The organism is Micromonospora sp. NPDC049240, assembly GCF_040647835.1.
In the GTDB taxonomy this organism is placed as follows: domain Bacteria; phylum Actinomycetota; class Actinomycetes; order Mycobacteriales; family Micromonosporaceae; genus Micromonospora.
This window is the reverse complement of the sequence record NZ_JBEZCX010000001.1, coordinates 175,547-200,057: the sequence shown is the minus strand read 5'-3', so window position 1 is coordinate 200,057 and position 24,511 is coordinate 175,547. Positions and strand designations below refer to the sequence as shown.

22 protein-coding genes and 1 pseudogene are annotated in these 24,511 nt (G+C 72.3%); 18 read left to right on the top strand and 5 right to left on the bottom strand.

All coding sequences use genetic code 11. The features are described 5' to 3' along the window. The first annotated feature begins 8 nt into the window (after positions 1 to 8). The 3 genes and pseudogenes from AB0B02_RS00915 (at position 9) to AB0B02_RS00905 (ending at position 1,838) form a co-directional block, all read left to right on the top strand. Positions 9 to 950 (top strand): YihY/virulence factor BrkB family protein, encoded by a 942-nt coding sequence (locus AB0B02_RS00915; protein WP_357292434.1) that lies wholly within the window; start codon positions 9 to 11, stop codon positions 948 to 950. Continuing rightward, a pseudogene (locus AB0B02_RS00910) lies at positions 947 to 1,318 on the top strand (GntR family transcriptional regulator); the annotation flags it as partial. The gene AB0B02_RS00915 and the pseudogene AB0B02_RS00910, both read left to right, overlap by 4 nt. 76 nt (positions 1,319 to 1,394) lie before the next feature. Beyond that, a complete protein-coding gene (locus tag AB0B02_RS00905) occupies positions 1,395 to 1,838 on the top strand; it encodes a hypothetical protein (protein WP_281942984.1) in 444 nt (147 codons plus the stop codon). A 153-nt stretch (positions 1,839 to 1,991) separates the two neighbouring features. Here the strand turns inward: AB0B02_RS00905 and AB0B02_RS00900 are convergent, their stop codons facing one another. Beyond that, a complete protein-coding gene (locus AB0B02_RS00900; protein ID WP_281942982.1) occupies positions 1,992 to 3,626 on the bottom strand; it encodes a glycoside hydrolase family 13 protein in 1,635 nt (544 codons plus the stop codon). 182 nt (positions 3,627 to 3,808) lie between these two features. Further along, complete coding sequence (locus AB0B02_RS00895) at positions 3,809 to 4,876, bottom strand: LacI family DNA-binding transcriptional regulator (RefSeq protein WP_281942980.1); 1,068 nt, start codon at positions 4,874 to 4,876, stop codon at positions 3,809 to 3,811. 197 nt (positions 4,877 to 5,073) lie between these two features. Between AB0B02_RS00895 and AB0B02_RS00890 the strand changes: the two genes are divergently transcribed. The 4 genes from AB0B02_RS00890 (at position 5,074) to AB0B02_RS00875 (ending at position 10,806) form a co-directional block, all read left to right on the top strand. Beyond that, positions 5,074 to 6,327 carry a maltose ABC transporter substrate-binding protein gene (locus AB0B02_RS00890; RefSeq protein ID WP_281942978.1) on the top strand — a complete coding sequence of 418 codons (1,254 nt, stop codon included), beginning with the start codon at positions 5,074 to 5,076 and terminating at the stop codon, positions 6,325 to 6,327. Further along, complete coding sequence (locus AB0B02_RS00885) at positions 6,327 to 7,970, top strand: ABC transporter permease subunit (RefSeq protein WP_357292411.1); 1,644 nt, start codon at positions 6,327 to 6,329, stop codon at positions 7,968 to 7,970. The genes AB0B02_RS00890 and AB0B02_RS00885 overlap by 1 nt, the downstream gene beginning before the upstream one ends. Beyond that, a complete protein-coding gene (locus AB0B02_RS00880) occupies positions 7,967 to 8,866 on the top strand; it encodes a sugar ABC transporter permease (RefSeq protein WP_281942974.1) in 900 nt (299 codons plus the stop codon). Before AB0B02_RS00885 ends, AB0B02_RS00880 begins: the two co-directional genes overlap by 4 nt. A 140-nt stretch (positions 8,867 to 9,006) precedes the next feature. After that, entirely contained in the window at positions 9,007 to 10,806 is a 1,800-nt protein-coding gene (locus AB0B02_RS00875; RefSeq protein ID WP_357292402.1) for an alpha-amylase family glycosyl hydrolase, read from the top strand. Positions 10,807 to 10,861: 55 nt separating this feature from the next. Here the strand turns inward: AB0B02_RS00875 and AB0B02_RS00870 are convergent, their stop codons facing one another. Continuing rightward, a complete protein-coding gene (locus tag AB0B02_RS00870; RefSeq protein ID WP_357292395.1) occupies positions 10,862 to 11,449 on the bottom strand; it encodes a TetR/AcrR family transcriptional regulator in 588 nt (195 codons plus the stop codon). A gap of 98 nt (positions 11,450 to 11,547) precedes the next feature. Between AB0B02_RS00870 and AB0B02_RS00865 the strand changes: the two genes are divergently transcribed. The 9 genes from AB0B02_RS00865 to AB0B02_RS00825 all read left to right on the top strand — a co-directional run bounded on the left by AB0B02_RS00865 (position 11,548) and on the right by AB0B02_RS00825 (position 21,685). Further along, the gene (locus tag AB0B02_RS00865) at positions 11,548 to 12,537 is read left to right on the top strand and encodes a hypothetical protein (protein ID WP_357292387.1); all 990 of its coding nucleotides are present in this window, start codon (positions 11,548 to 11,550) and stop codon (positions 12,535 to 12,537) included. Between the two features lie 57 nt (positions 12,538 to 12,594). Beyond that, positions 12,595 to 12,936: a hypothetical protein gene (locus AB0B02_RS00860; RefSeq protein WP_091061503.1), complete on the top strand. Its 342-nt coding sequence runs from the start codon at positions 12,595 to 12,597 to the stop codon at positions 12,934 to 12,936. A 276-nt stretch (positions 12,937 to 13,212) separates the two neighbouring features. Further along, positions 13,213 to 14,286 carry a BMP family ABC transporter substrate-binding protein gene (locus tag AB0B02_RS00855; protein WP_281943794.1) on the top strand — a complete coding sequence of 358 codons (1,074 nt, stop codon included), beginning with the start codon at positions 13,213 to 13,215 and terminating at the stop codon, positions 14,284 to 14,286. Between the two features lie 205 nt (positions 14,287 to 14,491). Then, positions 14,492 to 16,102, top strand: coding sequence for an ABC transporter ATP-binding protein (locus AB0B02_RS00850; RefSeq protein WP_281943793.1), 1,611 nt, complete (start codon positions 14,492 to 14,494; stop codon positions 16,100 to 16,102). After that, complete coding sequence (locus AB0B02_RS00845; protein ID WP_357292378.1) at positions 16,099 to 17,466, top strand: ABC transporter permease; 1,368 nt, start codon at positions 16,099 to 16,101, stop codon at positions 17,464 to 17,466. The genes AB0B02_RS00850 and AB0B02_RS00845 overlap by 4 nt, the downstream gene beginning before the upstream one ends. A 2-nt stretch (positions 17,467 to 17,468) precedes the next feature. After that, entirely contained in the window at positions 17,469 to 18,749 is a 1,281-nt protein-coding gene (locus AB0B02_RS00840) for an ABC transporter permease (RefSeq protein ID WP_357292369.1), read from the top strand. 101 nt (positions 18,750 to 18,850) lie between these two features. Next, positions 18,851 to 19,552 carry a cytidine deaminase gene (locus AB0B02_RS00835; protein WP_357292356.1) on the top strand — a complete coding sequence of 234 codons (702 nt, stop codon included), beginning with the start codon at positions 18,851 to 18,853 and terminating at the stop codon, positions 19,550 to 19,552. A 73-nt stretch (positions 19,553 to 19,625) separates the two neighbouring features. Then, positions 19,626 to 20,906, top strand: a complete 1,281-nt coding sequence (locus AB0B02_RS00830) for a thymidine phosphorylase (protein ID WP_357292350.1) — start codon at positions 19,626 to 19,628, stop codon at positions 20,904 to 20,906. A gap of 98 nt (positions 20,907 to 21,004) precedes the next feature. Beyond that, positions 21,005 to 21,685: a DUF4272 domain-containing protein gene (locus AB0B02_RS00825; protein WP_107157173.1), complete on the top strand. Its 681-nt coding sequence runs from the start codon at positions 21,005 to 21,007 to the stop codon at positions 21,683 to 21,685. A gap of 6 nt (positions 21,686 to 21,691) precedes the next feature. Here the strand turns inward: AB0B02_RS00825 and AB0B02_RS00820 are convergent, their stop codons facing one another. Continuing rightward, positions 21,692 to 22,543, bottom strand: coding sequence for a putative RNA methyltransferase (locus AB0B02_RS00820; RefSeq protein ID WP_357295730.1), 852 nt, complete (start codon positions 22,541 to 22,543; stop codon positions 21,692 to 21,694). A 63-nt stretch (positions 22,544 to 22,606) separates the two neighbouring features. Here AB0B02_RS00820 and AB0B02_RS00815 point away from each other — a divergent pair, with 63 nt between their 5' ends. Together AB0B02_RS00815 and AB0B02_RS00810 are read left to right on the top strand one after the other, a co-directional pair. Next, entirely contained in the window at positions 22,607 to 23,026 is a 420-nt protein-coding gene (locus tag AB0B02_RS00815) for a PPOX class F420-dependent oxidoreductase (protein ID WP_281942962.1), read from the top strand. Positions 23,027 to 23,072: 46 nt separating this feature from the next. Next, positions 23,073 to 24,149, top strand: coding sequence for an adenosine deaminase (locus AB0B02_RS00810; protein ID WP_281942960.1), 1,077 nt, complete (start codon positions 23,073 to 23,075; stop codon positions 24,147 to 24,149). On the opposite strand, the gene AB0B02_RS00805 is transcribed toward AB0B02_RS00810, so the two are convergent. Then, a complete protein-coding gene (locus AB0B02_RS00805; RefSeq protein WP_281942959.1) occupies positions 24,150 to 24,446 on the bottom strand; it encodes a hypothetical protein in 297 nt (98 codons plus the stop codon). Positions 24,447 to 24,511: the final 65 nt, after the last annotated feature.

Here is a 24,511-nt window from a genome sequence, read left to right as displayed (position 1 = left end):
ATGGCGGGGTGAACGTCTTCGGCCGGATCGAGGCGGCGGTCGGGCGTCGGATCGACGCGGCCCGCGGTCGCTCGTCCGCCTTCGACCACGTCTGGCTGGCCGGGACGCTCTACGCCGACCTGCTCGCCGGGCGGCTCGCCGCCGCCATCGCCTACTACGGCTTCTTCGCCGTGTTCGCGCTCGCCCTGGTCGCGTACTGGATCTTCGGCGCGGTGCTGCGGGACAACGAGGACGTCAGCCGCGCGGCGGCCGAGTTCCTCCGGGAGAACCTGCCCTTTGTCGACCCGGCGCAGATCGCCGAGAGCAGCAACACCGTCGGCGTGGTCGGCCTGATCATCCTGGTCTTCACCGGGATCGGCTGGGTGGAGGCGATCCGCTCGTCGCAGCGCCTGATGTACGGCTTCAACCAGCAGCCCGGCAACCTGGTGGTGCGCCACCTGGTCGACCTCGGCGTGCTGGTCGCGGTCTTCGTGCTGCTGTTCGTCTCGGTCGCCGCCGTCGACGCGCTGGAGTCGCTGCTGCGCTTCCTGCTGCGCAGCACCGGCTCGGTCGGCCTGACCACGGTCAGCGCGGTGCTGAGCGTGCTGGTCAACGCCGTGCTCGCCGCCGCGCTGCTGTTGGCCGTGCCCCGGCTGCGGATGAGCCGCCGCCGGTTGCGCCCGGCGGTGCTGACTGTCGCGATCGGGATCACGCTGCTCAACACCGTGGGGCGCTACTACGTGGTGCGCACCGAGCGGAATCCGGCGTACACGGTGGTGGCGACCGCCGTGGGCCTGCTGCTCTACCTCTACCTGCTCAACCAGATGGTGCTCTTCGGCGCCGCGCTCGCCGCCACCAGCCGGTACGGCCGGGTGGTCGACCTGGCCGAGGGCGGTGCGCGGGAGGTGGACGTGGAGGCCGACGTGCTGGACGAGGAGACCGATCCGGGCACCCCGGGCGGCGGGGGATGAGCCCGCGGATCCGGGTGGACGCGGAGTCGGCGACACCCCCGTACGAGCAGGTGCGCGCCCAGCTCGCGAGCGCCGTCGGCGACGGACGGCTGCCGGTGGGCACCCGGCTCCCCGCGGTCCGGCAGCTCGCCGCCGACCTGGGGCTGGCGGTAAACACGGTGGCGCGGGCCTACCGCGAGTTGGAGGCCGCCGGGCTGGTCCAGACCCGGGGCCGGCACGGCACGGTGGTGGCGCCCGGGCGCGACGACGCCACCGACCGGCTGCACCGGGCCGCGGCCGACTACGCCGCCGAGGCGCGTCGCCTGGGGGTGCCGCCGGAGCGGGCGGTCGCCCTGGTCCGGGCGGCGCTGGACGCCGGTACGCGTGGCCCAGCGCGGTCGCCTGAGCGGGGAGACTCGGGGGATTGCGGTCCCCGGGCGGGCGCGGAACGACAATGATGGGCCGGTGGGCGCACTCGTGACACTGGACCTGCCGGACGACTCGCCGATGCTCGGCCTGCCCTGGATCATCACGTTCGGTCCGCTGGCCGCCGACGACGAGTGGGAGCCCGTGGTCTGCGGCCCGTACGAGCGACCGCACGCGCTGGCGCTGGCCGAGGCGGTGGTGGCCGAGGAGCAGTTGATGGCGGTCGTGGAGCCGTTGCTGCCGGCGCTGACGCCGGAGGAGATCCGCGGTGAGATCGCCGCCGCGCAGATCGCCGCCGAGGACGAGGCGGCCGAGGCCGACCAGGCGGATCTCTACGGCGACTTCGAGGACGTCATCGACGACGAGCTGGAGTTGGCCGCCGAACGCCAGCCGGAGCCGCAACCGGCGGAGCCGCCGGACGCCGACGAGGTCCGCGCCGGCTTCGCCCGGATCGCCGCGCTGCTCACCGCCAAGGGCAGTTGACCACCGGCGCGGTGCCCCGAACGGACGCCGGCCCCCGGGAGCGGACTCCCGGGGGCCGATGTCACCTCACCCCCCACCACAAGGGGTCGGCAGCCCAGCCGCCCGTCGGCGCGGAGCACAACGGACGACCAGGTCATTGGCGGGTTACCCGGCTCAGCGCCGTTCGAACCACGCAGCCGCGTCCACCGGCAGGACGTGCCCGTCGCCCCGCTCGGTGAGATCGGCGCTGGCGACGAGCGGCCGGCCGAAGCCGGCGACCGTCACGTCCGCGCCGCTGAGGTTGACCACGCAGGTCAGCTCCGTGTCCCCGGCGGCCCGACGGAACGCCAGCACGCCGGGTTCGGTCTCCAGCCAGGTGATGCCGCCGAGGCCGGCCAGCGCCGGGTGCGTGCCCCGGACCCGCAGCGCCGCCCGGTACAGCTCCAGCGTCGAGCCGGGCACCCCGGTCTGGGCGGCCACCGAGAGGGCCCGCCAGGTCGCCGGCGCCGGCAGCCAGCTCAGTTCGCTGCCGTCCGGCCCGAAGCCGTACGGGGCCAGCTCGCCGCTCCACGGGATCGGCACCCGGCAGCCGTCCCGGCTCTCGCCGGTGCGCAGGAACGACGGGTCCTGGCGCAGCTCGTCGGGGAGGTCCAGCACCTCCGGCAGGCCCAGTTCCTCGCCCTGGTAGACGTAGGCGCAGCCGGGCAGCGCGAACATCAGCAGCGCGGCGGCCCGGGCGCGGCGCAGGCCGACCTCGCCGTCGCCGTACCGGGTGACGTGGCGCTGCTTGTCGTGGTTGGAGAGCACCCAGGTGGTCGGCGCGCCGACGATTGTCGACTCGGCCAGCGCGGTGTCGATCACCTTGCGGAACGAGTCGGCCGACCAGGTGGCTTCCAGGAAGTCGAAGCTGAACGCCTGGTGCAGCTCGTCCGGGCCGATGTAGCGGGCCAGCCGCTGCGGCGTCTCGGCCCACGCCTCGGCGACCGCCATCCGGCCGCCCGGGTAGCTGTCCAGGATCGGCCGCCAGGCGCGGTAGATGTCGTGCACCTCGTCCTGGTCGAAGTAGGGCAGCCGGCCCTTGCCGAGCAGATCCGACTGGCGCTGCCCGGTGGTCATCGTGCTGAAGCCGACGTCCGGCAGGCCCTCGGCCTTGATCATTCCGTGTGCCACGTCGATCCGGAAGCCGTCGACGCCGCGGTCCAGCCAGAAGCGCAGGACGTCCTCGAACTCGGCGCGTACCTCGGGGTGGCGCCAGTTCAGGTCGGGCTGGGCCGGGTCGAACAGGTGCAGGTACCACTGGCCGTCGACCACCCGGGTCCAGGCCGGGCCGCCGAAGATGCTCTCCCAGTCGTTCGGGGGCAGCTCGCCCTGCTCGCCCTTGCCGTCGGCGAACAGGTAGCGCTCGCGCTCCGGGGAACCCGGGCCGGCGGCGAGCGCCGCGGCGAACCAGGGGTGCGCGCTGGAGGTGTGGTTCGGCACCAGGTCGACGATGATCCGCAGGCCCAGCGCGTGCGCGTCGGTGATCATCTCGTCGAAGTCGGTGAGGTTGCCGAAGAGCGGGTCGACGTCGCGGTAGTCGGCCACGTCGTAGCCGGCGTCGACCTGCGGGGAGGTGTAGAACGGCGTGAGCCAGAGCGCGTCCACGCCCAGCTCGCGCAGGTAGGGCAGCCGCCCCCGGATGCCCTGGAGGTCACCGACGCCGTCGGAGTTCGCGTCCGCGAAGCTGCGGACGTAGACCTGGTAGACGACCGCGGACCGCCACCAGTCGTCGTCGGTGGCCGGTGGCGTGGGGGTGGGGGCGGAGGTCATCGGTGGCGATCCCGTTCTGTGGCGGCGCAGGGGGTGTCTGAGCAGAATGCCGCGTCGGCGCTGCAAGAGTCAAGCATTCCTTGCGCAAGAAATGACGCCGATCACCCGCCCCACCAGGGCGGTCACCGTCCGCACCTCTCCCAGATCCCGAGACGCCCGCGCCGGGGCCGGGCGGGACGGGGTCAGGCGGGGACGGGAAGGGTGGGGGTGGGGCGTTGGCGTTTGGGGGTGGGGGCGGGGCGGGCGACCGCGGTGGAGCCGCGCACCACCAACTCCGGGCGGAACAGGTACTCGGAGTTCGGGGACGGGTGCCCGTTGATCTCGTCGACCAGGGCGCGTACGGCGGCCACCGCCATGGCCGCGACCGGCTGGCGCACCGTGGTCAGCGGCGGATCGGTGAAGGCCATCAGCGGCGAGTCGTCGTAACCGACCACCGAGACGTCCTCGGGGACGGAGCGGCCGCGTTGCCGGGCCGCCCGGATCGCGCCGAGCGCCATCAGGTCCGAGCCGCAGACCAGGCCGGTCACCCCGCGCTCGATGAGCCGGCCGGCGGCGGCCTCGCCACCCTCCACGCCGAACAGGGACAGCTCGGTCAGCTCGGTCAGGTCGTCGTCGGAGATGTCGGTGAGGCGCCGCATCGCGGCCTTGTATCCGGCGACCTTGCGCTGCACCGGGACGAACCGGTCCGGGCCGGTGATCAGGCCGATCCGCCGGTGCCCGAGCGCGACCAGGTGGGCGACCGCGAGTTCGGCGGACTCCCGGTCGTCGCAGGAGACGAACGGCGCGGGGATGCCCGGCGCGTACCCATTGATCATGACGACCGGCAGCGGCCGGGCGAGCAGCGTGCGGTACCGGTCGTGGTCGGCGGCGGTGTCGGCGTGCAGGCCGGAGACGAAGACGATGCCGGAGACCTGCCGGTCCAGCAGCATCTCGACGTACTCGTCCTCGCGGACGCCGCCGGGGGTCTGGGTGCACAGCACCGGCGTGTAGCCGGTGGGCGCCAGCGCGGACTCGATGATCTGGGCGAACGCCGGGAAGATCGGGTTGTCCAGCTCGGGCACGACCAGGCCGACCAACCCGGCGCTGCGCTTGCGCAGGCGGGCCGGTCGTTCGTAGCCGAGTACGTCGAGGGCGGTGAGGACGGCCTGCCGGGTCTCCGGGGCCACTCCGGGGCGGTCGTTGAGCACCCGCGACACCGTGGCCTCGCTGACTTCGGCCTGTTGGGCGATGTCGGACAGTCGAGCGCGCATGGCGGCACTTTAGCTCAACGGCAAAGTCTTGCGTACACTTCTGCAAGCCCTTCCATTCTCTGCAACCTCTTGCTAACGTCCCCGCAACATGCGAGAGCAGCGGCGCAGCACCCCGGCGCCGGTCAGCAAGAACTTTCAGAGGTTCCCACTGGCGGTCGCCCTTCCCCCGGCGTGCCGCCATGACGACAGGAGTACCGATGCGCATCCGTACCGCGGGTGTGGTCGCCGTCCTCGGTCTGGCGCTCGCCGCGTCCGGCTGTGGTGACAGCGGCAGCGACAAGCCGGCCGCCGAGCAGTCCGCCAGCAAGGCGACCGGCGGCAAGCTGGTCATCTGGGCCGACGACAAGCGCACCGCCGCCCTCAAGCCGTTCGCCGAGGAGTTCGGCAAGGAGAACGGCGTGACCGTCGAGGTGCAGGCCGTCTCCAAGGACCTGCAGACCAACTTCGTCACCGCCTCCCAGCAGGGCAGCGGCCCGGACGCCGTGGTCGGCGCGCACGACTGGATCGGCAACCTGGTCCAGAACGGCGCCATCGACCCGGTCCAGCTCACGGCCGAGCAGAAGGCGGGCTTCAACGAGACCGCGGTCAAGGCGGTCACCTTCAACGGCCAGCTCTACGGCGTGCCCTACGCCACCGAGAACCTGGCGCTGCTCCGCAACACCGAGCTGGCCCCCGAGGCGCCGAAGACGATCGAGGACCTGGTCACCGCCGGCAAGAAGCTCAAGGCGGAGAAGAAGGCCAGCGAGATCCTCTGCCTCCAGTCCGGCCAGAACGGCGACGCGTACCACATCTACCCGCTGTACTCCTCGGCCGGCGGCTACCTGTTCGGCACCGCCGCCAACGGCGACTACGACCCGAAGGACCTGGGCGTGGGCAAGCCGGAGTCGATCGCCGCGTTCCAGAAGATCGCGAAGCTCGGTGAGAAGGGCGAGGGCGCGCTGAAGCGGTCCATCACCCCGGAGAACTCGATCTCCACCTTCACCGGCAAGAAGTGCGCCTTCCTGGTCTCCGGCCCGTGGGCCGTGGCCGACGCCAAGAAGGCCGGCATCAAGTACGACATCTCCCCGGTCCCCGGCTTCGCCGGTGGCAAGGAGGCCCAGCCGTTCGTGGGCGTCCAGGCGTTCTACGTCGCCGCCAAGGGCAAGAACAAGGCCCTGGCCCAGGAGTTCGTCACCAACTACGTGACCAAGCCCGAGCTGGCCGTCGCGCTGTACAAGGCCGAGCCGCGCCCGCCGGCGCTGACCGCGGCCTTCGACCAGGTCAAGGGCGAGGACCCGGACCTGGCGAAGTTCTCCGAGGCCGGCAAGAACGGCCAGGTGCTCCCGGCGATCCCGGCCATGGCCGCGATCTGGGACCCGTTCGGCAAGGCCGAGGCCGCCGTCATCGGTGGCGCCGACCCGGCCAAGACGATCACGGCCGCTGGCAAGACCATCCAGGGTCAGATCAAGTAATGAGCGCGCCGCTGTCCGGCCCGGGGTCCGCCACGCGGACCCCGGGCCGGGAGCCCGCTCGTCCCGGGCTCCCGCGCACCTCGCGTACCGCGCGGCACCACGCGCCGATCACCGCGACCGGCCTCGTCGTCAAGGTGGTCCTGCTCGGCCTGGTGGCCGGGATCGCGCTCTGGGCGGCGTTCCCGCTCATCGAGGCCGGGCACTGGATCGGGCTCGGCGTCCTGGTGGCCACCACCGCCGGCCTGTTCTACCTCTACCTGGGTCGCCGGCACATCCCGGCCAAGTACCTGGTCCCCGGCACGCTCTTCCTGATCGCGTTCCAGGTGCTGCCGGTGCTCCTCACCGCGAGTACCGCGTTCACGAACTTCGGCGACGGCCACCGCGGCAGCAAGGACGACGCGGTCGTCGCCATCCAGACCTCCTCGGTGAAGCAGGTGCCCGGCTCGACCGAGTACGCGCTCACCATCGCCACCAAGGGCGACCCGGCGACCGGCCCGCTGACCTTCCTGCTCAGCGACCCGAAGACCAAGGAGGTCTTCGCGGGGGACGCGGGCGGGCTGCGCCAGCTCGACGCCGGCGCCGTCACCGTCAGCAGCCTCAGCGGCAAGATCACCGCTGCGGACGGCTACACCGTGCTGAACATCGGGCAGGCCAGCAGCCGCAGCGACGCGGTCACCGCGCTGATCGTGCCGACCGACGACGGCGCCATCCGCTCCAACGGCCTCACCCGGGCCTACGAGGGCAAGGCAGCCCGGGCGTACGACGCCGGCTGCGACTGCATCAGGGACAGCGAGAGCGGCAAGACCTGGACCGCCGACGAGAAGGTCGGCTCCTTCGTCGCCGCCGACGGCGAGCGGCTCAGCCAGGGCTGGAAGGTGAACGTCGGGCTGAAGAACGTCGGCGCGGTGCTCACCGACCCGAACATCTCCGGACCGTTCTTCGGCACGCTGGCCTGGAACTTCGCGTTCGCGATCGGTTCCACCGGGTTCACCTTCCTGCTCGGCATGGCCATCGCGCTCGCGCTGCACTCGCCCCGGATGCGGGGCACCAACCTCTACCGGATGCTGCTGATCCTCCCGTACGCCATGCCGTCGTTCGCGATGCTGCTGGTCTGGCGGGACATGTTCAACACCGACTTCGGCCTGCTCAACAACCTGTTCGGGCTGGACGTCGACTGGTTCGGCGGCGCCTGGTCGGCCCGGGTCGCGGTGCTGCTGGTGCAGCTCTGGCTCGGCTACCCGTACATGTTCCTGGTGGCCACCGGCGCGCTCCAGGCCATCCCGCGGGAGCTGACGGAGGCCACCTCGGTCGACGGGGCCAGCCCGTGGCAGTCGTTCAAGGCGGTCACCCTGCCGCTGCTGCTGGTGGCGCTCTCGCCGCTGCTGATCGCGTCGTTCGCGTACAACTTCAACAACGTCAACGCGATCCTGTTCACCACCGAGGGCGGGCCGTTCGCGCCGGACAACCCGCGCAACGGCGCCACCGACCTGCTGATCACCTACACGTACCGGCTGGCGTTCGGCGCCCAGGGCGCCGAGTACGGCCTGGCCGCCACCGTCTCGATCTTCATCTTCGCGATCGTGGCGACCGTCTCGGCGATCAGCTTCCGGCGCACCCGCAAGCAGGAGGAGGTGTACTCGTGACCAGCATCGCGGAAACGCCGGCGGCCCACCGCAACCCGGTCGGCCGGTCGCGCAGCCGGTGGTTCGCCCAGGTGGGCTGGCGGCATCTGGTCGGGGTGCTGGCGGTGCTGTTCAGCCTCTTCCCGATCATGTTCGTGATCTCCGCGGCGCTCAACCCGCTCGGCACGCTCTCCTCGACCGAGCTGCTGCCGACCGGGGCGTCGCTGGAGAACTTCACCAACCTGTTCGACCGGACCGCGTTCGGCCACTGGTTCCTCAACTCGCTGCTGCTGGCGGGCGTGGCCAGCTTCGCGTCGATCTTCCTGTCGGCGCTGGCCGCGTACGCGTTCTCCCGGATGCGGTTCGCCGGGCGGCGGATCGGCCTGCTCACGCTGCTGCTGATCCAGATGTTCCCGCAGTTCCTGGCGATCGTGGCGATCTTCCTGATCTTCACCACGATCACCGACCTGTACCCGTCCATCGGCTTCAACACCCCGTGGGGCCTGTTCCTGCTCTACATGGGTGGCGCGCTGGGCGCGAACACCTGGCTGATGAAGGGCTTCTTCGACACGCTGCCGAAGGAGCTGGACGAGTCGGCGACCATGGACGGCGCGTCGCACGTGCAGGTCTTCTTCCGGATCATGCTGCCGCTGGTGGCGCCGATCCTGGCGGTGACCGGCCTGCTCGCGTTCATCGGGTCGATCAACGAGTTCATCATCGCCAACGTGTTCCTCACCAACACCGAGTCGAAGACGCTCGCGGTCGGCATGTTCGGCCTGGTCGCGGGCGAACGCAACAACAACTTCGGGATGTTCGCGGCCGGCACGCTGCTCACCGCGATCCCCACCGTGCTGGTGTTCCAACTGCTCCAGCGCTACATCGTCTCCGGCCTCACCTCCGGAGCGGTCAAAGGCTGAGCCTCCTCGGCTCACGCTGCGGCAAGGGCGTCGTGTCGGCGTACACCGGAGCGGTTTGGCGGGCGGACCGTCGCGGTCGGGTGACCGACCGCGGCGGGTGCCCGCCCACTCCCTGTCGGTACGACGCGAAAGGCCGCGGCATGTCCCTCCAACCGCACCACGACGGCTCCGCCACCTACGTCCCGGAGCAGGAGCCCGCGCTCGGGCAGACCGTCCCCGTCTTCGTCCGGGTGCCGGCCGGCGCCGGTGTCGACCAGGTGCACGTGCGGACCACCGGCGACGGCGAGCCGCACTTCGCCGCGGCGGTGGTCGACCGCACCACGGACGGTGACGTGTGGTGGCGGGCCGACGTCGAGGTCCGCAACCCGGTCAGCAACTACCGTTTCCTGCTCGACGGCACCGCCGGTGCCCGCTGGCTCAACGCGGCCGGCACCGCCGACCACGACGTGCCGGACCACGGCGACTTCAAGCTGGTCAGCCACGCGCCGCCGCCGGCCTGGGCCCGGGACGCGGTGATCTACCAGATCTTCCCGGACCGGTTCGCCCGCTCGGCCGCGGCGGACGGGCGCACCGCGCCGGACTGGGCGATCCCGTGCGACTGGGACACGCCGGTGATCGGGCGCGGCCCGGAGACGCCCCGCCAGTTCTACGGCGGCGACCTGGACGGCATCACCGAGCGCCTGGACCACCTGGACCCGCTCGGCGTCAACACGGTCTACCTCACCCCGATCTTCCCGGCCCGCTCCAACCACCGGTACGACGCGTCCAGCTTCGACACCGTCGACCCGCTGCTCGGCGGCGACGCGGCGCTGGTCCGGCTCGCCGACGCGGTACGCGCCCGGGGCTGGCGGCTGCTCGGCGACATCACCAGCAACCACACCGGTGACGCGCACCGCTGGTTCACCGCCGCGGTGTCCGACGTCAACGCGTTGGACCGGGACCTGTACTACTTCGACCTCCCGGGACAGGACTACGAGTCGTGGAACGGGGTGAAGTCGCTGCCGAAGCTCAACTGGGGCAGCGCCGAGCTGCGCCGCCGGTTCGCCACCGCCGAGGACTCGCTGCTGCGCCGCTGGCTGCGTCCGCCGTACGGGCTGGACGGCTGGCGGGTGGACGTGGCGAACATGACCGGCCGGCGGGGCCCCGACGCGTACACCCACGAGGTGGCGCGACTGCTGCGCGAGGTGGTCGCCGAGACCCGACCGGACGCGTTGCTGCTCGCCGAGCACGGCCACGACCACACCGGCGACCTGGACCGCGACGGCTGGCACGGCACGATGAACTACGTCGGGTTCACCGACCCGGTGTGGTCCTGGCTGCGCGCGGGGGACGGCCCGGTGCCGAACTTCCTCGGCACGCCCGGCGGGGTCCGGCGGCGGGACGCGGACGCGGTGCTGGCCACCATGAACGCCTACCGGTCGTTGGTCTCGTGGCGGTCGTACACGCACTCGTGGCAGCTCCTCGGCTCGCACGACTCGGCCCGGATCCGCACCGTGGTGGGCGACGCGGCCCGGCAGGAGGTCGCGGCCGGGCTGCTCGCCACCATGCCGGGGACCCCGGTCGTCTTCGCCGGTGACGAGCTGGGCCTGACCGGCCCGAACGGGGAGGGCTCGCGTACCCCGATGCCGTGGCACCGGCCGGAGAGCTGGGACCGGCGCACGTTCGACGCGTACCGGTCGCTGCTGGCGCTGCGCCGCGACGAGCCGGCGCTGCGGCACGGCGGCCTGCGGTGGGTGCACGCCGACGCGGACACGCTGGTCTTCCTGCGCGAGGCCCCGACCGGCACGGTGCTGGTGCTGGCCCGCCGCGCGCCCGGCGCCCCGGTGCGCCTGACCGGCCTGCCCGCCGCCGAGAACATCTACGGCGGCGCCCCGGCGCTGCCCCCCGGCACGGCCACCCTCCCCGCCGACGGCCCCACGTTCCAGCTCTGGAAGTGGTGAAAGGAGGGGCCCCCGGTTAACGCATTCCGCATAACAGGGGGCCCCTCCTCACACCTCAGCGGAGCAGGGCTCGGGCACCGGTCAGGTAGGTGGCGCGGTCGGGGGAGCCGGTGAGGATGCGCTGGGTGAAGTAGCCCGGGACCAGGCCGAACAGGGCCGCACCGACCGCGTCGGGGTCGGCCTCAGGGGGCAGCTCGCCGGCGTCGCGCGCCCGCCGGGCGGCGGTCACGAAATGGCCGCGCAACCGGGTGTACGTGGCGGCGACGAACTCGGCCAGCACCGGGTCCCGCTGTGCCTCGCTCCACACCTGCAACGCCAGGGGCAGCACGCCGTCCGGGCCGAGTTGGCCGTCGACGAAGGCCAGGGCACGCTCCAGCACCCCGGTCAGTGGCAGCGGCGGGTCGGCGGTGGACAGGTCGGCGAAGTTCTCGTCGGCAGTGCCGACGACCGCCTGGGCGATGGCCGTGATCAGGTCGTTCTTGCTGGGGAAGTAGCGGTAGACGGCGCCGACCGAGAGCCCGGCCTCCCTGATCACGTCCTGCATCGAGGTCTGGTGGAACCCGTCGCGCAGGAAGCAGCGCCGGGCCGCGTCGAGGATCTGCTGGCGGCGGGCGGCGAGGTGCTGTTCGGAGACGCGTGGCACGACACACATTCTAAAGCGAACGTTCGTTCTTGACGAACGCGTCGAGAGCGGCGCAGGCTCTCTCCAAGAGAACGAACATTCGTTTTAAGGAGGCGACGATGCTCCGCTCCCGCTCGCCCTGGACCCTCACCGCGCTGCTGGTCGGCGTGGCGGTGGTGGTGCAGGCGCTGCTCGTACCGCTGTTCGCGGCCCCTGCCGCGCACCTCGCGCCGCGCGACCTGCCGGTGGCCGTGGCCGGGCCGCCGCCGGCCGTCGCCGAGCTGACCGCCCGGCTGACCGCCGCCCGCCCCGGCGGCTTCACGGTGACCACGCTGCCGGACGCGGCGGCGGCCGACCGGGCGCTACGCGACCGGGAGGTCTACGCCGCGTTCGTGGCCGGCCCGGACGGCGTCACCCTGCACACCGCGCCGGCCGCCAGCCCGACCGTGGCGGCCCTGCTCACCGAGGCCGCCGGCCAGCTCTCGGCCGGTCGCCCGGTGCCGGTGACGGCGGTCGTGCCGACCGACCCGGACGACCCGCGCGGGGCCGGGTTCGCCGCCGGGTTCCTGCCGCTGGCGCTCACCGGCATGCTGGTCGGCGCGCTGCTCACGCTGCTGGTCACCGGCCGCCGCGCGCGGCTGGCCGGCCTGCTCGGGTACGCGGCGCTCGCCGGCACGGCCGGTGTCACGGTGCTGCACGGCTGGCTCGGTCTGCTCGACGGCGACCCGTGGCGGGAGGCCGGCGCGATCGGTCTCTTCTCGCTCGCCGCCGCCGCCACGGTGGCGGGTCTCGGCGCGCTGCTCGGCCGCGCCGGCATCGGCCTCGGGGCGCTGCTCGTCTTCCTGCTCGGCAACCCGCTCTCCGCGGTCGCCGCCGCGCCCGAGCTGCTGCCGCAGCCGTGGGGGACGTTCGGCCAGTTCCTGCCGGTCGGCGCGGGCGGCACGCTGCTGCGCTCGGCGGCGTTCTTCGACGGCGCGGGCGCCGGCCGACCGCTGGCCGTGCTGACCGGGTACGCGCTGGTGGGGCTGGTGCTGGTCCTGGCCGGTCGGCGGGCCGGGGCCGCCGGGGAGGTGACAGTGCCACCCGAGCCGGCCCAGGTCACGGTATGACGGCAGCTCGGCGGGGCGACTACTACGCAGTGTCGTTGATGGGGGAGGATGGCCGGCGTGGAAGCTCTTCGACTGATCCTTCTCTACGTCCATCTGATCGGCTTCGCGCTGCTGCTCGGCGGCGGGATCGCCCAGTACGTCAGCGGCCGGCTGCGGATCAACGCGGCCATGCTGTGGGGGGCGGTGATCCAGATCCTGACGGGTCTCGGGCTCTCCGCGCCCCTGCGGGACGGCGACGAGCCGGCCCCGGCGAAGCTTGTTACCAAGTTGGTGCTCGCGCTGCTCATCTTCGTCATGGTCTTCTTCTCCCGTAAGCGGGAGTCCGTGAACCGGGGGCACTTCCTCGCGATCATCGGGTTGACGCTGCTCAACGCGGCGGTCGCGGTGTTCTGGCGGTAGTCCGCCGGGATCGGGAGCGGCCCCGGAAACGGACGTTCGGGACACGCCCGTGCACCCCTACCAGCCCCAGAAGTGATCTGCCCCACGCAAGGGTTACACCGGGGTAACGGACGCTCAACAGTCGTGCACGATTGTCGGCCGGTGGGTGGGCGCGGGCGTACGCTCCCGTCCGTAACGTGGGACGCCGGCCGCACACCGCAGGCCGGCGCAAGGGCATGCGTACCGCGCACGACGCGGGCGCAATGGGAAGGAGACGTCTTGCGCTCTGTGCGTGGGATGCGGATCGCCTCCGCCTTCGTGGCGGGTGGCCTCGTGCTGGGCGCCGCCGCGTGTGGTGAGGCTCCGGACGACAGCAAGGACAACGCCGGCGGCAACGGCGGCAAGAAGTACAGCGCCTGCATGGTGACCGACGTCGGCGGCATCGATGACAAGTCCTTCAACACCTCCGCCTGGAAGGGCCTTCAGGAGGCGAAGAAGGAGAACGACAACATCGAGATCAAGAACGTCCAGTCGAAGGCTGAGGCGGACTACGAGGTCAACCTCACCGGGTTCGTCAACCAGAAGTGCGACTTCATCCTGGCCGTCGGTGGCCTGATGTCGGACGCCACCAAGAAGGCGGCCACCGCGAACCCGAACCAGCAGTTCGCGATCGTCGACGCCAACCCGGGTGTGGGCAACATCTACCCGATGCAGTTCGACACCGCGCAGGCCGCGTTCCAGGCCGGCTACCTGGCCGCCGGGATGAGCAAGAGCGGCAAGGTGGGCACCTACGGCGGCCTGCCGATCCCGCCGGTCACCATCTTCATGGACGGCTTCGCCGACGGCGTGGCGTACTACAACAAGGCGAAGAGCAAGAACGTCCAGGTGCTGGGCTGGGACAAGGCCACCCAGAAGGGCTCCTTCACCAACGACTTCGTCAAGCAGGACGAGGGCAAGAAGGTCTCCGACGCGCTGGTCGCCCAGGGCGCCGACATCATCATGCCGGTCGCCGGTGGCGCCGGCCTCGGCACCACCGCCGCGGCCAAGGCCTCGGGCGGCAAGTACTCGGTCGTCTGGGTGGACGTCGACGGCTGCGAGAGCACCCCGGACTGCTCGGCGATCGTGACCACGGTCGTCAAGAACATCCCGGAGGCCGTCAAGGAGGCCGTGGTGAAGGCCGCCGGTGGCGAGAAGCTCCAGGCGCAGCCGGGCTTCGTCGGCACGCTGGCCAACACCGGTGTCTCGATCGCGCCGTACCACGACTTCGACAGCAAGGTCCCGGCGGACCTGAAGGCCGAGGTCGAGAAGATCAAGGCGGACATCGCCGCCGGCACCGTCACGGTCACCTCGAAGGCCCAGCCGACCAAGTGACCGCTCCGCCGGCCGCCGCGGTGAGATCATCGGCAGCGGGGCCGGCGGGCACCAGGTAGCACCATCCGGCCGTCCCGGGCGTACGGGGTCCGAACCCCGCGCCCCCGGGGCGGCCGGTCACCTTCATCCCCCATCCCCCACCCGGCGCGGTGGCGGCGCGGCAAGTCGCTACGCTGCACCATCGCTCGCACTCCAGGAGGTTGCGCTGAGACTCGAACTGCGCGGCATCACCAAGCGGTTCGGTGATCTGGTCGCCAACGACCACATCGACCTCACGGTGGAGCCTGGAGAGATCCACGCCCTGCTCGGCGAGAACGGCGCCGGCAAGTCGACCCTGATGAACGTGCTCTACGGGCTCTACCAGCCGGACGAGGGCGAGATCCTGGTCGACGGCCGGCCGCTGAAGCTGAAGGGCCCGTCGGACGCGATCGCCGCCGGGATCGGCATGGTGCACCAGCACTTCATGCTGGTGCCGGTCTTCACCGTGGCCGAGAACGTGATGCTCGGCGCCGAGCAGGTCAAGGTGCCCTTCGCCGGGTTCCTCGACCGTCGGCGGGCCCGCCGCGAGGTGGCCGAGGTGTCCGAGCGGTACAACCTCCGGGTCGACCCGGACGCGGTGATCGAGGACCTGCCGGTCGGCATCCAGCAGCGGGTGGAGATCGTCAAGGCCCTGACCCGCGACGTCGACCTGCTGATCCTCGACGAGCCGACGGCCGTGCTCACCCCGCAGGAGACCGACGAGCTGCTGACCGTCATGCGGTCGCTCAAGGCCGCCGGCAAGTCGATCGTGTTCATCACCCACAAGCTGGGCGAGGTGAAGGCGATCGCGGACCGGATCACCGTGATCCGGCGCGGCCGGACGGTCGGCACCGCCGAGCCGACCGCCAGCCGGGACGAGCTGGCCGCGTTGATGGTCGGCCGCAACGTCCGGCTGACCGTGGACAAGGAGCCGGCCCGGCCGGGCGAGCCGGTCCTGGAGGTCGCCGGCCTGGTCGTCGACGACGACCGGCAGGTACGCGCCGTCGACGGCGTCGACCTGACCGTGCACGCCGGTGAGGTGCTCGGCGTCGCGGGAGTGCAGGGCAACGGCCAGACCGAGCTGATCGAGGCGATCATGGGCCTGCGCCCGACGCTCGCCGGCACGATCAGCCTGGCCGGCGAGTCGACCCACGGCTGGTCGACGAAGAAGGTGCTCCGCGCCGGTGTCGGCTACGTGCCCGAGGACCGCAGCGTCGACGGCCTGGTCAAGGAGTTCTCCGTGGCGGAGAACCTGGTGCTGGACATCTACGACCGGCCGCCGTTCGGCAAGGGCCTGTCGCTGAAGCCGGACGCGATCGCGAAGTCGGCGAAGGAGCGGATCGCGCAGTTCGACGTCCGCACCTCGTCGGCCGACGCGGCGGTCGGCACGCTCTCCGGCGGCAACCAGCAGAAGGTGATCGTGGCCCGGGAGCTGTCCCGGCCGCTGAAGCTCCTCATCGCCGCCCAGCCCACCCGCGGCGTGGACGTCGGCTCGATCGAGTTCATCCACAGCCAGGTCATCCGCGAGCGCGACGTCGGCACCGCGGTCATGGTGGTCTCCAGCGAGCTGGACGAGGTGATCGGCCTCGCCGACCGGATCGCGGTGATGTACCGCGGCCGGGTCATCGGCATCGTCGGCCCGGACACGCCCCGCGAGGAGATCGGCCTGTTGATGGCCGGCATCACCCCCGACACCGCGGCCCCGACCGCGAACGAGGGCAGCGCCGCCGCGACCGCGGACGAGGGCAGCGCCGCCGCCCCGGCCCCCGAGGGCCCTGGCAACGAGGACGAGGCATGACGAACCCGAACCCGGCGTCGGGCTCCCCGGACAAGGAACCGGCGACCGAGGCGCAGGAAGCGCGCAGCGAGGCCCGCGCGACGCCGACCGCGCCGGCCGGCGACACCGAGCGGGCGGTCACCACCACCACCACCACCGCGTCGAAGCAGCCACCGGCCGAGGGGCCCCGGCCCAGTCTGGGCCGGCTGTTCCTGGAGAACCTCTGGGCGGCCAACACGGTCACCGTGACCGTGCTCGCGGTGGTACTGGCCATGCTGGTCGGCGCCGTGCTGATCATCGTCTCCGACCCGGACGTGCTGGCCACCTACGGCTACATCACCGCCCGCCCGGCCGACGCGCTGAACGCGAGCTGGACCGTGGTCAGCGAGGCGTACGCGAACCTGTTCAAGGGCGCGGTGTTCGACCCGGACGCGGTCGGCTTCACCGCCGCCATGGGCCCGATCTCGGAGACGCTCACCTACACCGCGCCGCTGGTCTTCACCGGCCTGTCGGTCGCGCTGGCCTTCCGGGGCGGCCTGTTCAACATCGGCGCCCAGGGCCAGGCGACCATCGGCGTCATCCTGGCCGCCGTGGCCGGCTTCGCGCTGCCGCTGCCGCCCGGCGTGCACCTGCTGGTCGCGTTGATCGCCGGTGCGCTCGGCGGTGCGCTCTGGGGCTTCATCCCGGGCATCCTCAAGGCGCGTACCGGCGCCCACGAGGTGATCAACACGATCATGCTCAACTACGTGGCGGTCTACTTCCTGTCCTGGATCATCGTCCAGAGCGGGGTGCAGAACCCGACCCGGTCGGACGCGATCAGCAAGCCGGTCGAGTCCTCCGCGCAACTGCCCCGGCTGCTCGGCGACGACCTGCGGGTGCACGCCGGCATCCTGCTCGCGGTGCTGGCCACCTGGTTCATCGCCTGGCTGCTCAACCGCTCCACGCTCGGCTTCGAGCTGCGCGCGGTGGGCGCGAACCCGGACGCCGCCCGGACCGCCGGCATCAGCGTCACCAAGACGTACGTGCTGGTGATGGTGATCGCGGGTCTGCTGGCCGGCCTCGGCGGCTCGAACATGGTGCTCGGCTCCACCGCCAACGCGCTGACCCCGCTGGTGATCGCCCAGATCGGCTTCGACGGCATCCTGGTCGCGCTGCTGGGCCGGGTCAAGCCGTGGGGCGTGCTGCTGGCCGCGCTGCTGTTCGGCGCGCTCCAGGCCGGCGGCAACCGGATGCAGTCGTACTCCGGGATCTCGCTGGAGCTGGTCACCGTGCTCCAGGCGCTCATCGTCATCTTCATCGCCGCGCCCGCCCTGGTGAAGGCGATCTTCCAGCTCCGGGCGGCCCGCGCCGCCCGGCTGCAGACGAGCCTCGCGAAGGGCTGGTGAGCATGTCCACCACCGCTGTCCCCGACGTCGCGGTCATCGCGGTCGACGAGGGTTTCTGGACGCGGGCCCGCAAGGCCGGCGCCGTCCTGCTGGCGCTGGGCGTGGTCGCTGCGGTGCTGTTCGGGGCGCTCGCCACCGACCAGCAGGCCCGCTTCACGCTCAGCGAGACCGAGGGCGGCGCCGCCCTGGAGATCAACGGCACGGTCGGCGCGATCCTGTTCGGCGTCATCGCCGCCGCGGCCGGTGCCGCGTTGCTGGCCGGTGTGCCCAAGCGTTGGTTCACGCTGCTGCTCGGCGCCGGGCTGGTCGCCTTCGTGCTGAGTTTCCTGTGCTGGCAGGTCTCCGCCGCCCCCGAGGGGCGCAACTTCATGCCGCTTGTCAACGTGCTGCGGGGCACGTTCGTCCTGGCGCTGCCGCTGATCTTCGGTGCGCTGGCCGGCGTGCTCTGCGAGCGCTCCGGCGTGGTCAACGTGGCGATCGAGGGGCAGTTGCTGATGGGCGCGTTCTCCGGCGCGCTGTTCGGCAGCATCTCCGGCAGTGTCTGGGTGGGCCTGGTGGCCGCCGCGATCGGTGGCGCGTTCATCTCGCTGCTGCTGGCCGTGTTCGCCATCCGCTACCTGGTCGACCAGGTGGTCATGGGCATCGTGCTCAACCTGCTCGCGGTCGGCATCACCGGCTTCCTCTACGAGCGGTTGATGGCGACCGACGCGGCGAAGTACAACAGCGCGCCACGCTTCAGCAACTGGGAGATCCCGCTGCTGAAGGACATCCCGCTGATCGGTCCGGCGCTGTTCCGCGGCAACATCTTCCTCTACCTGGGCCTGCTGCTGGTGCTGGTCATCCACCTGGCGCTGTTCCGCACCCGGTGGGGTCTGCGGACCCGGTCGGTGGGTGAGCACCCGACCGCCGCCGACACGCTCGGCGTGAAGGTGCTGCGGCTGCGCTACCGCAACGTGATCATGGCCGGTCTGGTGGCCGGCGTGGGTGGGGCGTCGTACACGCTGGCGCTCTACTCGTTCACCAAGAACATGATCGGCGGTAAGGGCTTCATCGCCCTGGCCGCGCTGATCTTCGGCCGGTGGAGCCCGACCGGGGCGTTGCTCGCGGCGCTCTTCTTCGGCTTCGCCGACCAGCTCGCCACCTACCTGGGCGCGATCGGCAGCAGCATTCCGAGCCAGTTCCTGGCGATGCTGCCGTACCTGGCGACGATCCTGGCGGTGGCCGGGCTGGTCGGCAGGGTGCGGGCGCCGGCCGCCGACGGCAAGCCGTACGTCAAGGGCTGACCGGTCCGACGCACCGTGCCCGGCGGGTGACCCGCCGGGCACCGTCGTCTCCGACCGCGCCCACGACCGATCGGCGTGAATTGGGCAGAATGGGAGTCGTGATGGACATCGACTGGGAGCGGCTGCGGGCCGCCGCCACCGAGGTGATGCGGCACGCCTACGTGCCGTACTCGAAGTTCCCGGTCGGGGCCGCCGCCCTGGTCGACGACGGCCGGGTGGTGGTCGGCTGCAACGTGGAGAACGCCGCGTACGGCGTGGTGCTCTGCGCCGAGTGCGGCGTGGTCTCCTCGCTGCACGCCACCGGCGGCGGCCGGATCGTGGCGCTGTCCTGCGTCGACGCGACCGGCGAGCCGCTCATGCCGTGCGGCCGGTGTCGGCAGCTGCTCTGGGAGCAGGGCGGGCCGGAGTGCCTGATCGAGGCGAAGGGCGGCCCGCTGCGGATGGCCGAGCTGCTGCCGCACGCGTTCGACGTGTCGGACATCGAGGCGGTGACCGGCGAACATCCGGTGCCGGTGGTGCCGGACCGGCTGGCCGCCTGGCGGGGGCGCGGCACGGTGTTCGTGCACCCGGACCTCTCGGCCGGGCAGCAGGTCTGGACGGCGTACTGGGAGCGGTCCGCCGGGGACACCGAGGGCGCCGAGACCGGTGTCCTGGAGGAGGGCCCGACCTGGGACGATCCGGCCGGGGCGATCGAGTGGGGGGCGGCGCGGACGCCGCGCGTGGTCGTGGTGGACGCGTCCGGCGCGATCTTCTGGGCCGGCGAGGGTGAGCCTCCGCTGGAGATTCCGGTTCGGTGGGGTTGAGCTGGGGGCCTGGGCCGGGCCGGTCAGCGTTCGCTGCGGATCCGAGTGTTGATCTATTGATGGGAACTCAAAGGTGAGTGCTTTTACGGCGGTGGACGTCATCCGGGCGAAGCGGGACGGAGGCGTGCTGAGCGACGGGCAGATCGACTGGGTGGTGGACGCGTACACCAAGGGGTTGGTGGCCGACGAGCAGATGTCGGCGCTGGCGATGGCGATCCTGCTGCGCGGCATGACCGGCCCGGAGATCGCCCGGTGGACCGCCGCCATGATCGCCAGCGGCGAGCGGCTGGACCTGTCGCCGGTGGCCCGACCCACCGTGGACAAGCACTCCACCGGCGGCGTCGGTGACAAGATCACCTTGCCGCTGACCCCGCTGGTCGCGGCGTGCGGCGCGGCGGTGCCGCAGCTCTCCGGCCGGGGCCTCGGCCACACCGGCGGCACGCTCGACAAGCTGGAGTCGATCCCGGGCTGGCGGGCGGCGCTGAGCAACGACGAGTTCATCGCCCAGCTCCGCGACGTGGGCGCGGTCATCTGCGCGGCCGGGGACGGGCTCGCCCCGGCCGACCGCAAGCTGTACGCGCTGCGCGACGTCACCGGCACGGTCGAGGCGATCCCGCTGATCGCCAGCTCGATCATGAGCAAGAAGATCGCCGAGGGCACGGGCGCGCTGGTGCTCGACGTCAAGGTCGGTTCCGGCGCCTTCATGAAGAACGCCGACGACGCCCGCGAGCTGGCCCGCACCATGGTGGAGCTGGGCGGCGCGCACGGGGTGCGCACGGTCGCCCTGCTCACCGACATGTCCACCCCGCTCGGCCTGGCCGTCGGCAACGCGGTCGAGGTGACCGAGTCGGTGGAGGTGCTGGCCGGCGGTGGCCCGGCCGACGTGGTGGAGCTGACGCTGGCGCTGGCCCGGGAGATGCTCGACGCGGCCGGCCTGCCGGACGCCGACCCGGCCGCCGCGCTGCGCGACGGGCGGGCCATGGACGCGTGGCGGGCCATGATCCGGGCGCAGGGCGGCGACCCGGACGCCCCGATGCCGACCGCCAACGAGGTCGAGCTGGTCACCGCGGACGAGGACGGCTGGGTCGCGGAGGTGGACGCGTACGCGATCGGGGTGGCCGCCTGGCGGCTCGGCGCCGGCCGGGCCCGCAAGGAGGACCCGGTCAGCGTCCCGGCCGGTGTGGTGCTGCACAAGCGTCCCGGTGATCCGGTACGCGTCGGCGACCCGCTGTTCGAGCTGCGCGCCGAGCACGCCGAGCGGATCCCGGCCGCGCTGGCGCAGGCGCGCGGGGCGTTCCGGGTGGCGCCGGCGGCCCCGACCACGACGCCACTGGTCATCGAGCGCATCGGGTGACCGGCCGCCATGGTGCCGGCCCGGTCGGAGCCGCTATCCTCCCAGGCCAGGGGGACCGACCGGCGACGAGCCGGGGCGAGCAGACAGGGACTGAGGCGTTGCGCGTATCCGCTCCCGACCCCCGGGCCGTCCGTGAGGCGAGCCTCGACGAGCTGTCCCGGCTGGGTCTTCCACTGCCCCCGCCGCAGTTCCCGCTGGTCTGGGAGCCGGGCGACGAGATCGAGTTGCGGCCCACCCCGGAGATCGAGGCGCGCATCGCGGTGCTGCACCTGATCCTGGCCCGCTGCTTCGGGATGCCCCCGCAGGCCGCGATGAGTTGGCTGCTGGAGTCGCACCTGGTGGAGATGCTGACGCCACCGGAGTGGCAGTTCGTGATGGGTGGGCGGGGCGACCACCGGTCGTTCGTGCTGCACCACGACGCGCTCTTCTCGCTGGCCTGGGTGCTCGGCCTGAGCAAGCAGCTCGACCCGACCGTGCCGGTGGACGAGCGGCTGGTCGAGCGGATGCCGAACCTGGTCACCGGCGAGACGTTCGCGCAGTGGCGGGCCCGGATCCTGGCCGCCCCGCAGCACCCCGCCGACGCCGCCGCCCTGCTCGATCTGCACTACTGCCTGGACTGGGCGTACCTGGAGACCGAGCAGGCCGGTGGCGCGTTGCCGGGGCTGGTGGACGCGAACGCGATCGGCCAGCGCCGGTGGGCGCTGGAGTGGGCGGTCGTGCTGCGTGGGCCGTACCACGACGAGCCCCCCGGTTGGGAAGAGGTCGACCTCTCCACCTGAGCCGGCTCAGCGGGGGCGGTGCGTGCCGAGCCGGACGGCGAGCGTGACCGGCACCGGCTCGGGCAGCGCGGCGATCCGCGCGGCGAGCCGTTCCGGGTCGGCGTGCCAGGCGCTGGGACCCATCCCGACGAGCGTGGTGACCTCGGCGCGGGTCAGCGCCAGCCGGGCCCGGTGCTCGTCGGCGGACTCCTCGACGAAGTGCGCGCCCAGGCTGCCGGCGACCCGGTCGGCCTTGGCCGGGTCCACCCGCAGCAGGTCGAGCGCGTCGACCAGCTCGGCGAGGTGGTCGGCGGCCGGGGTGACCACCAGCAGCGCGCCGGCCGGGTCGAGCACCCGGTGGAACTCCGGGCCGTTGCGCGGCGCGAACACGTTCAGCAGCACGGTCACGGACCGGTCGGCGAGCGGCAGCCGCTGCCAGGTGTCGGCCAGCGCGGCGGCGGCGCGCGGATGCGCCCGGGCCGCGCGGCGCAGCGCCGGCTTGGCGACGTCCAGCGCCAGGCCGGCGGCGTCCGGCAGCGCCGCCAGCACCGCCGCGAGGTAGTGCCCGGTCCCCGCGCCGGGCTCCACCACCAGGGGGTACGGGTCGTCGGGGGCGACCCGCGTCGCGGCGGCGGCCAGCGCGGCGGCGACGGTGTCGTAGTGGCCGGCGGCGAGGAAGTCAGCCCGGGCGGCGACCATCCCGGCGCTGTCCCCGCTGTGCGGGGCGCGGCCGGCGAGCAGGTTGACGTACCCCTGGCGGGCGGTGTCGAAGCTGTGCCCGCGTGGGCAGCGCAACACGCGGGTGGTGCCGGCGGTGGCGTCGGCCAGCGGCTCGCCGCAGACCGGGCAGCGCAGCCGGGTCAGCACCGACGGGAGCAGAGCGGGACCGGCCACGCCGAAGATCCTATTCCGGCGGCCGGGTGGCGGCTCTAGATTGGTGCCATGTCAACAGGCGCGCGGTTGTGGGAGCTGTTCGGCGGGCACGGGCGCGGAGTGCTTGTCACGCTGCGCCGGGACGGCCGCCCGCAGCTGTCCAACCTCGACTACCTGGCCGAGCCGGGGCTCCTCCGCTGCTCCACCACGGGTGACCGGGCCAAGGTGCGCAACCTGCGCCGGGACCCGCGGGCCAGCTTCCACGTGACCACCGCCGACGGCGGGGCGTACGCGGTGGCCGAGGGCACGGTGACGCTCACCCCGCCGGCCGCCGCGACCGACGACGCGACGGTCGAGGAGCTGGTCGAGGTCTACCGGGGCATCCGTGGCGAGCACCCGGACTGGGCCGACTACCGGGCCGCGATGGTGGCCGACGGCCGGCTGGTGCTGCGCCTGGCGGTGGAGCGGGTGTACGGCTGGCGTCCCTGAGCCGGTCCGGTGCCGGGCCGGCACCGTCGGTGACTAGGGTCTGAGCATGGTCGCAATCTCGTACGAGGACATCATCAAGGCCCCGAAGGCGCTGCTGCACGATCACCTCGACGGCGGCCTGCGGCCCGCGACGATCGTGGAGCTGGCCGCCGAGGCCGACCACGAACTGCCCACCACCGACCCGGACGCGCTGGGCCGCTGGTTCGCCGAGTCGGCGAACTCCGGCTCGCTGGAGCGCTACCTGGAGACGTTCGCGCACACCGTGGCCGTGATGCAGACCGCGTCCGCGTTGCGTCGGGTCGCCCGGGAGTGCGCGCTCGACCTGGCCGCCGACGGCGTGGTCTACGCCGAGGTCCGGTTCGCGCCCGAGCAGCACCTGGAGCGGAACCTCACGCTGGACGAGGTGGTCGACGCGGTGGTCACCGGCTTCCGGGAGGGCAGCGCGCTGGCCGGCGAGGCGGGCACCCCGATCCGGGTCGGCACGCTGCTGACCGCGATGCGGCACGCCGCCCGCTCGCAGGAGATCGCCGAGCTGGCGGTGCGTCACCGGGACACCGGCGTGGTCGGCTTCGACATCGCCGGCGCGGAGGCCGGTTTCCCGCCCACCCGGCACCTGGACGCGTTCGAGTACCTCCAGCGGGAGAACTTCCACTTCACCATCCACGCCGGTGAGGCGTTCGGGCTGCCGTCGATCTGGCAGGCGATCCAGTGGTGCGGCGCGGACCGGCTCGGCCACGGCGTCCGCATCGTCGACGACATCACCCCGGGCAACCCGGCGGTGCTGGGCCGGCTGGCCGCGTACGTGCGGGACAAGCGCATCCCGCTGGAGCTGTGCCCGTCGTCGAACGTGCAGACCGGGGCGGCGGCGTCGATCGCCGACCACCCGATCGGGCTGCTGCGCGACCTGCGTTTCCGGGTGACGGTGAACACCGACAACCGGCTGATGAGCGGCACCTCGATGTCCCGGGAGATGGCGCTGCTGGTGGAGGCCTTCGGCTACGGCTGGAAGGAACTCCAGTGGTTCACCATCAACGCGATGAAGAGCGCCTTCATCCCGTTCGACGAACGGCTGCGGATCATCGACGAGGTGATCAAGCCGGCGTACGCCGAGCTGATCGGCTGATCACGGCCGGCGCGGGTGGCCGGCGAGCAGGGCGGCCACCCCGCGCAGCACCTCCCGGGCCCGGGCGGCCTCGGCGCCCAGCCCGGTCTGCCGGCGCAGCACGGCCGGCTCGGCGCGCAGCAACGCGATCCCGCGCCGGACCAGCACCCGCGGTGCCTTGCGCTGTTCGGCCAGGTCACGGGCGAGCCGGCGGAGGAAGGTCGCGCCCCGCGGGCGGCGCAGCGCGTACGCACCGGCGAGCAGGCCCCGGCGCCGGCACTCGGCGACGATCTCGGCGGCGAAGATCCCTTCGGCCACGAAGAATGGCGATCCGTCGACGTCGAATGGCCGGGTGGCCACCCGCCGGTCCGCGCCGATCGCAT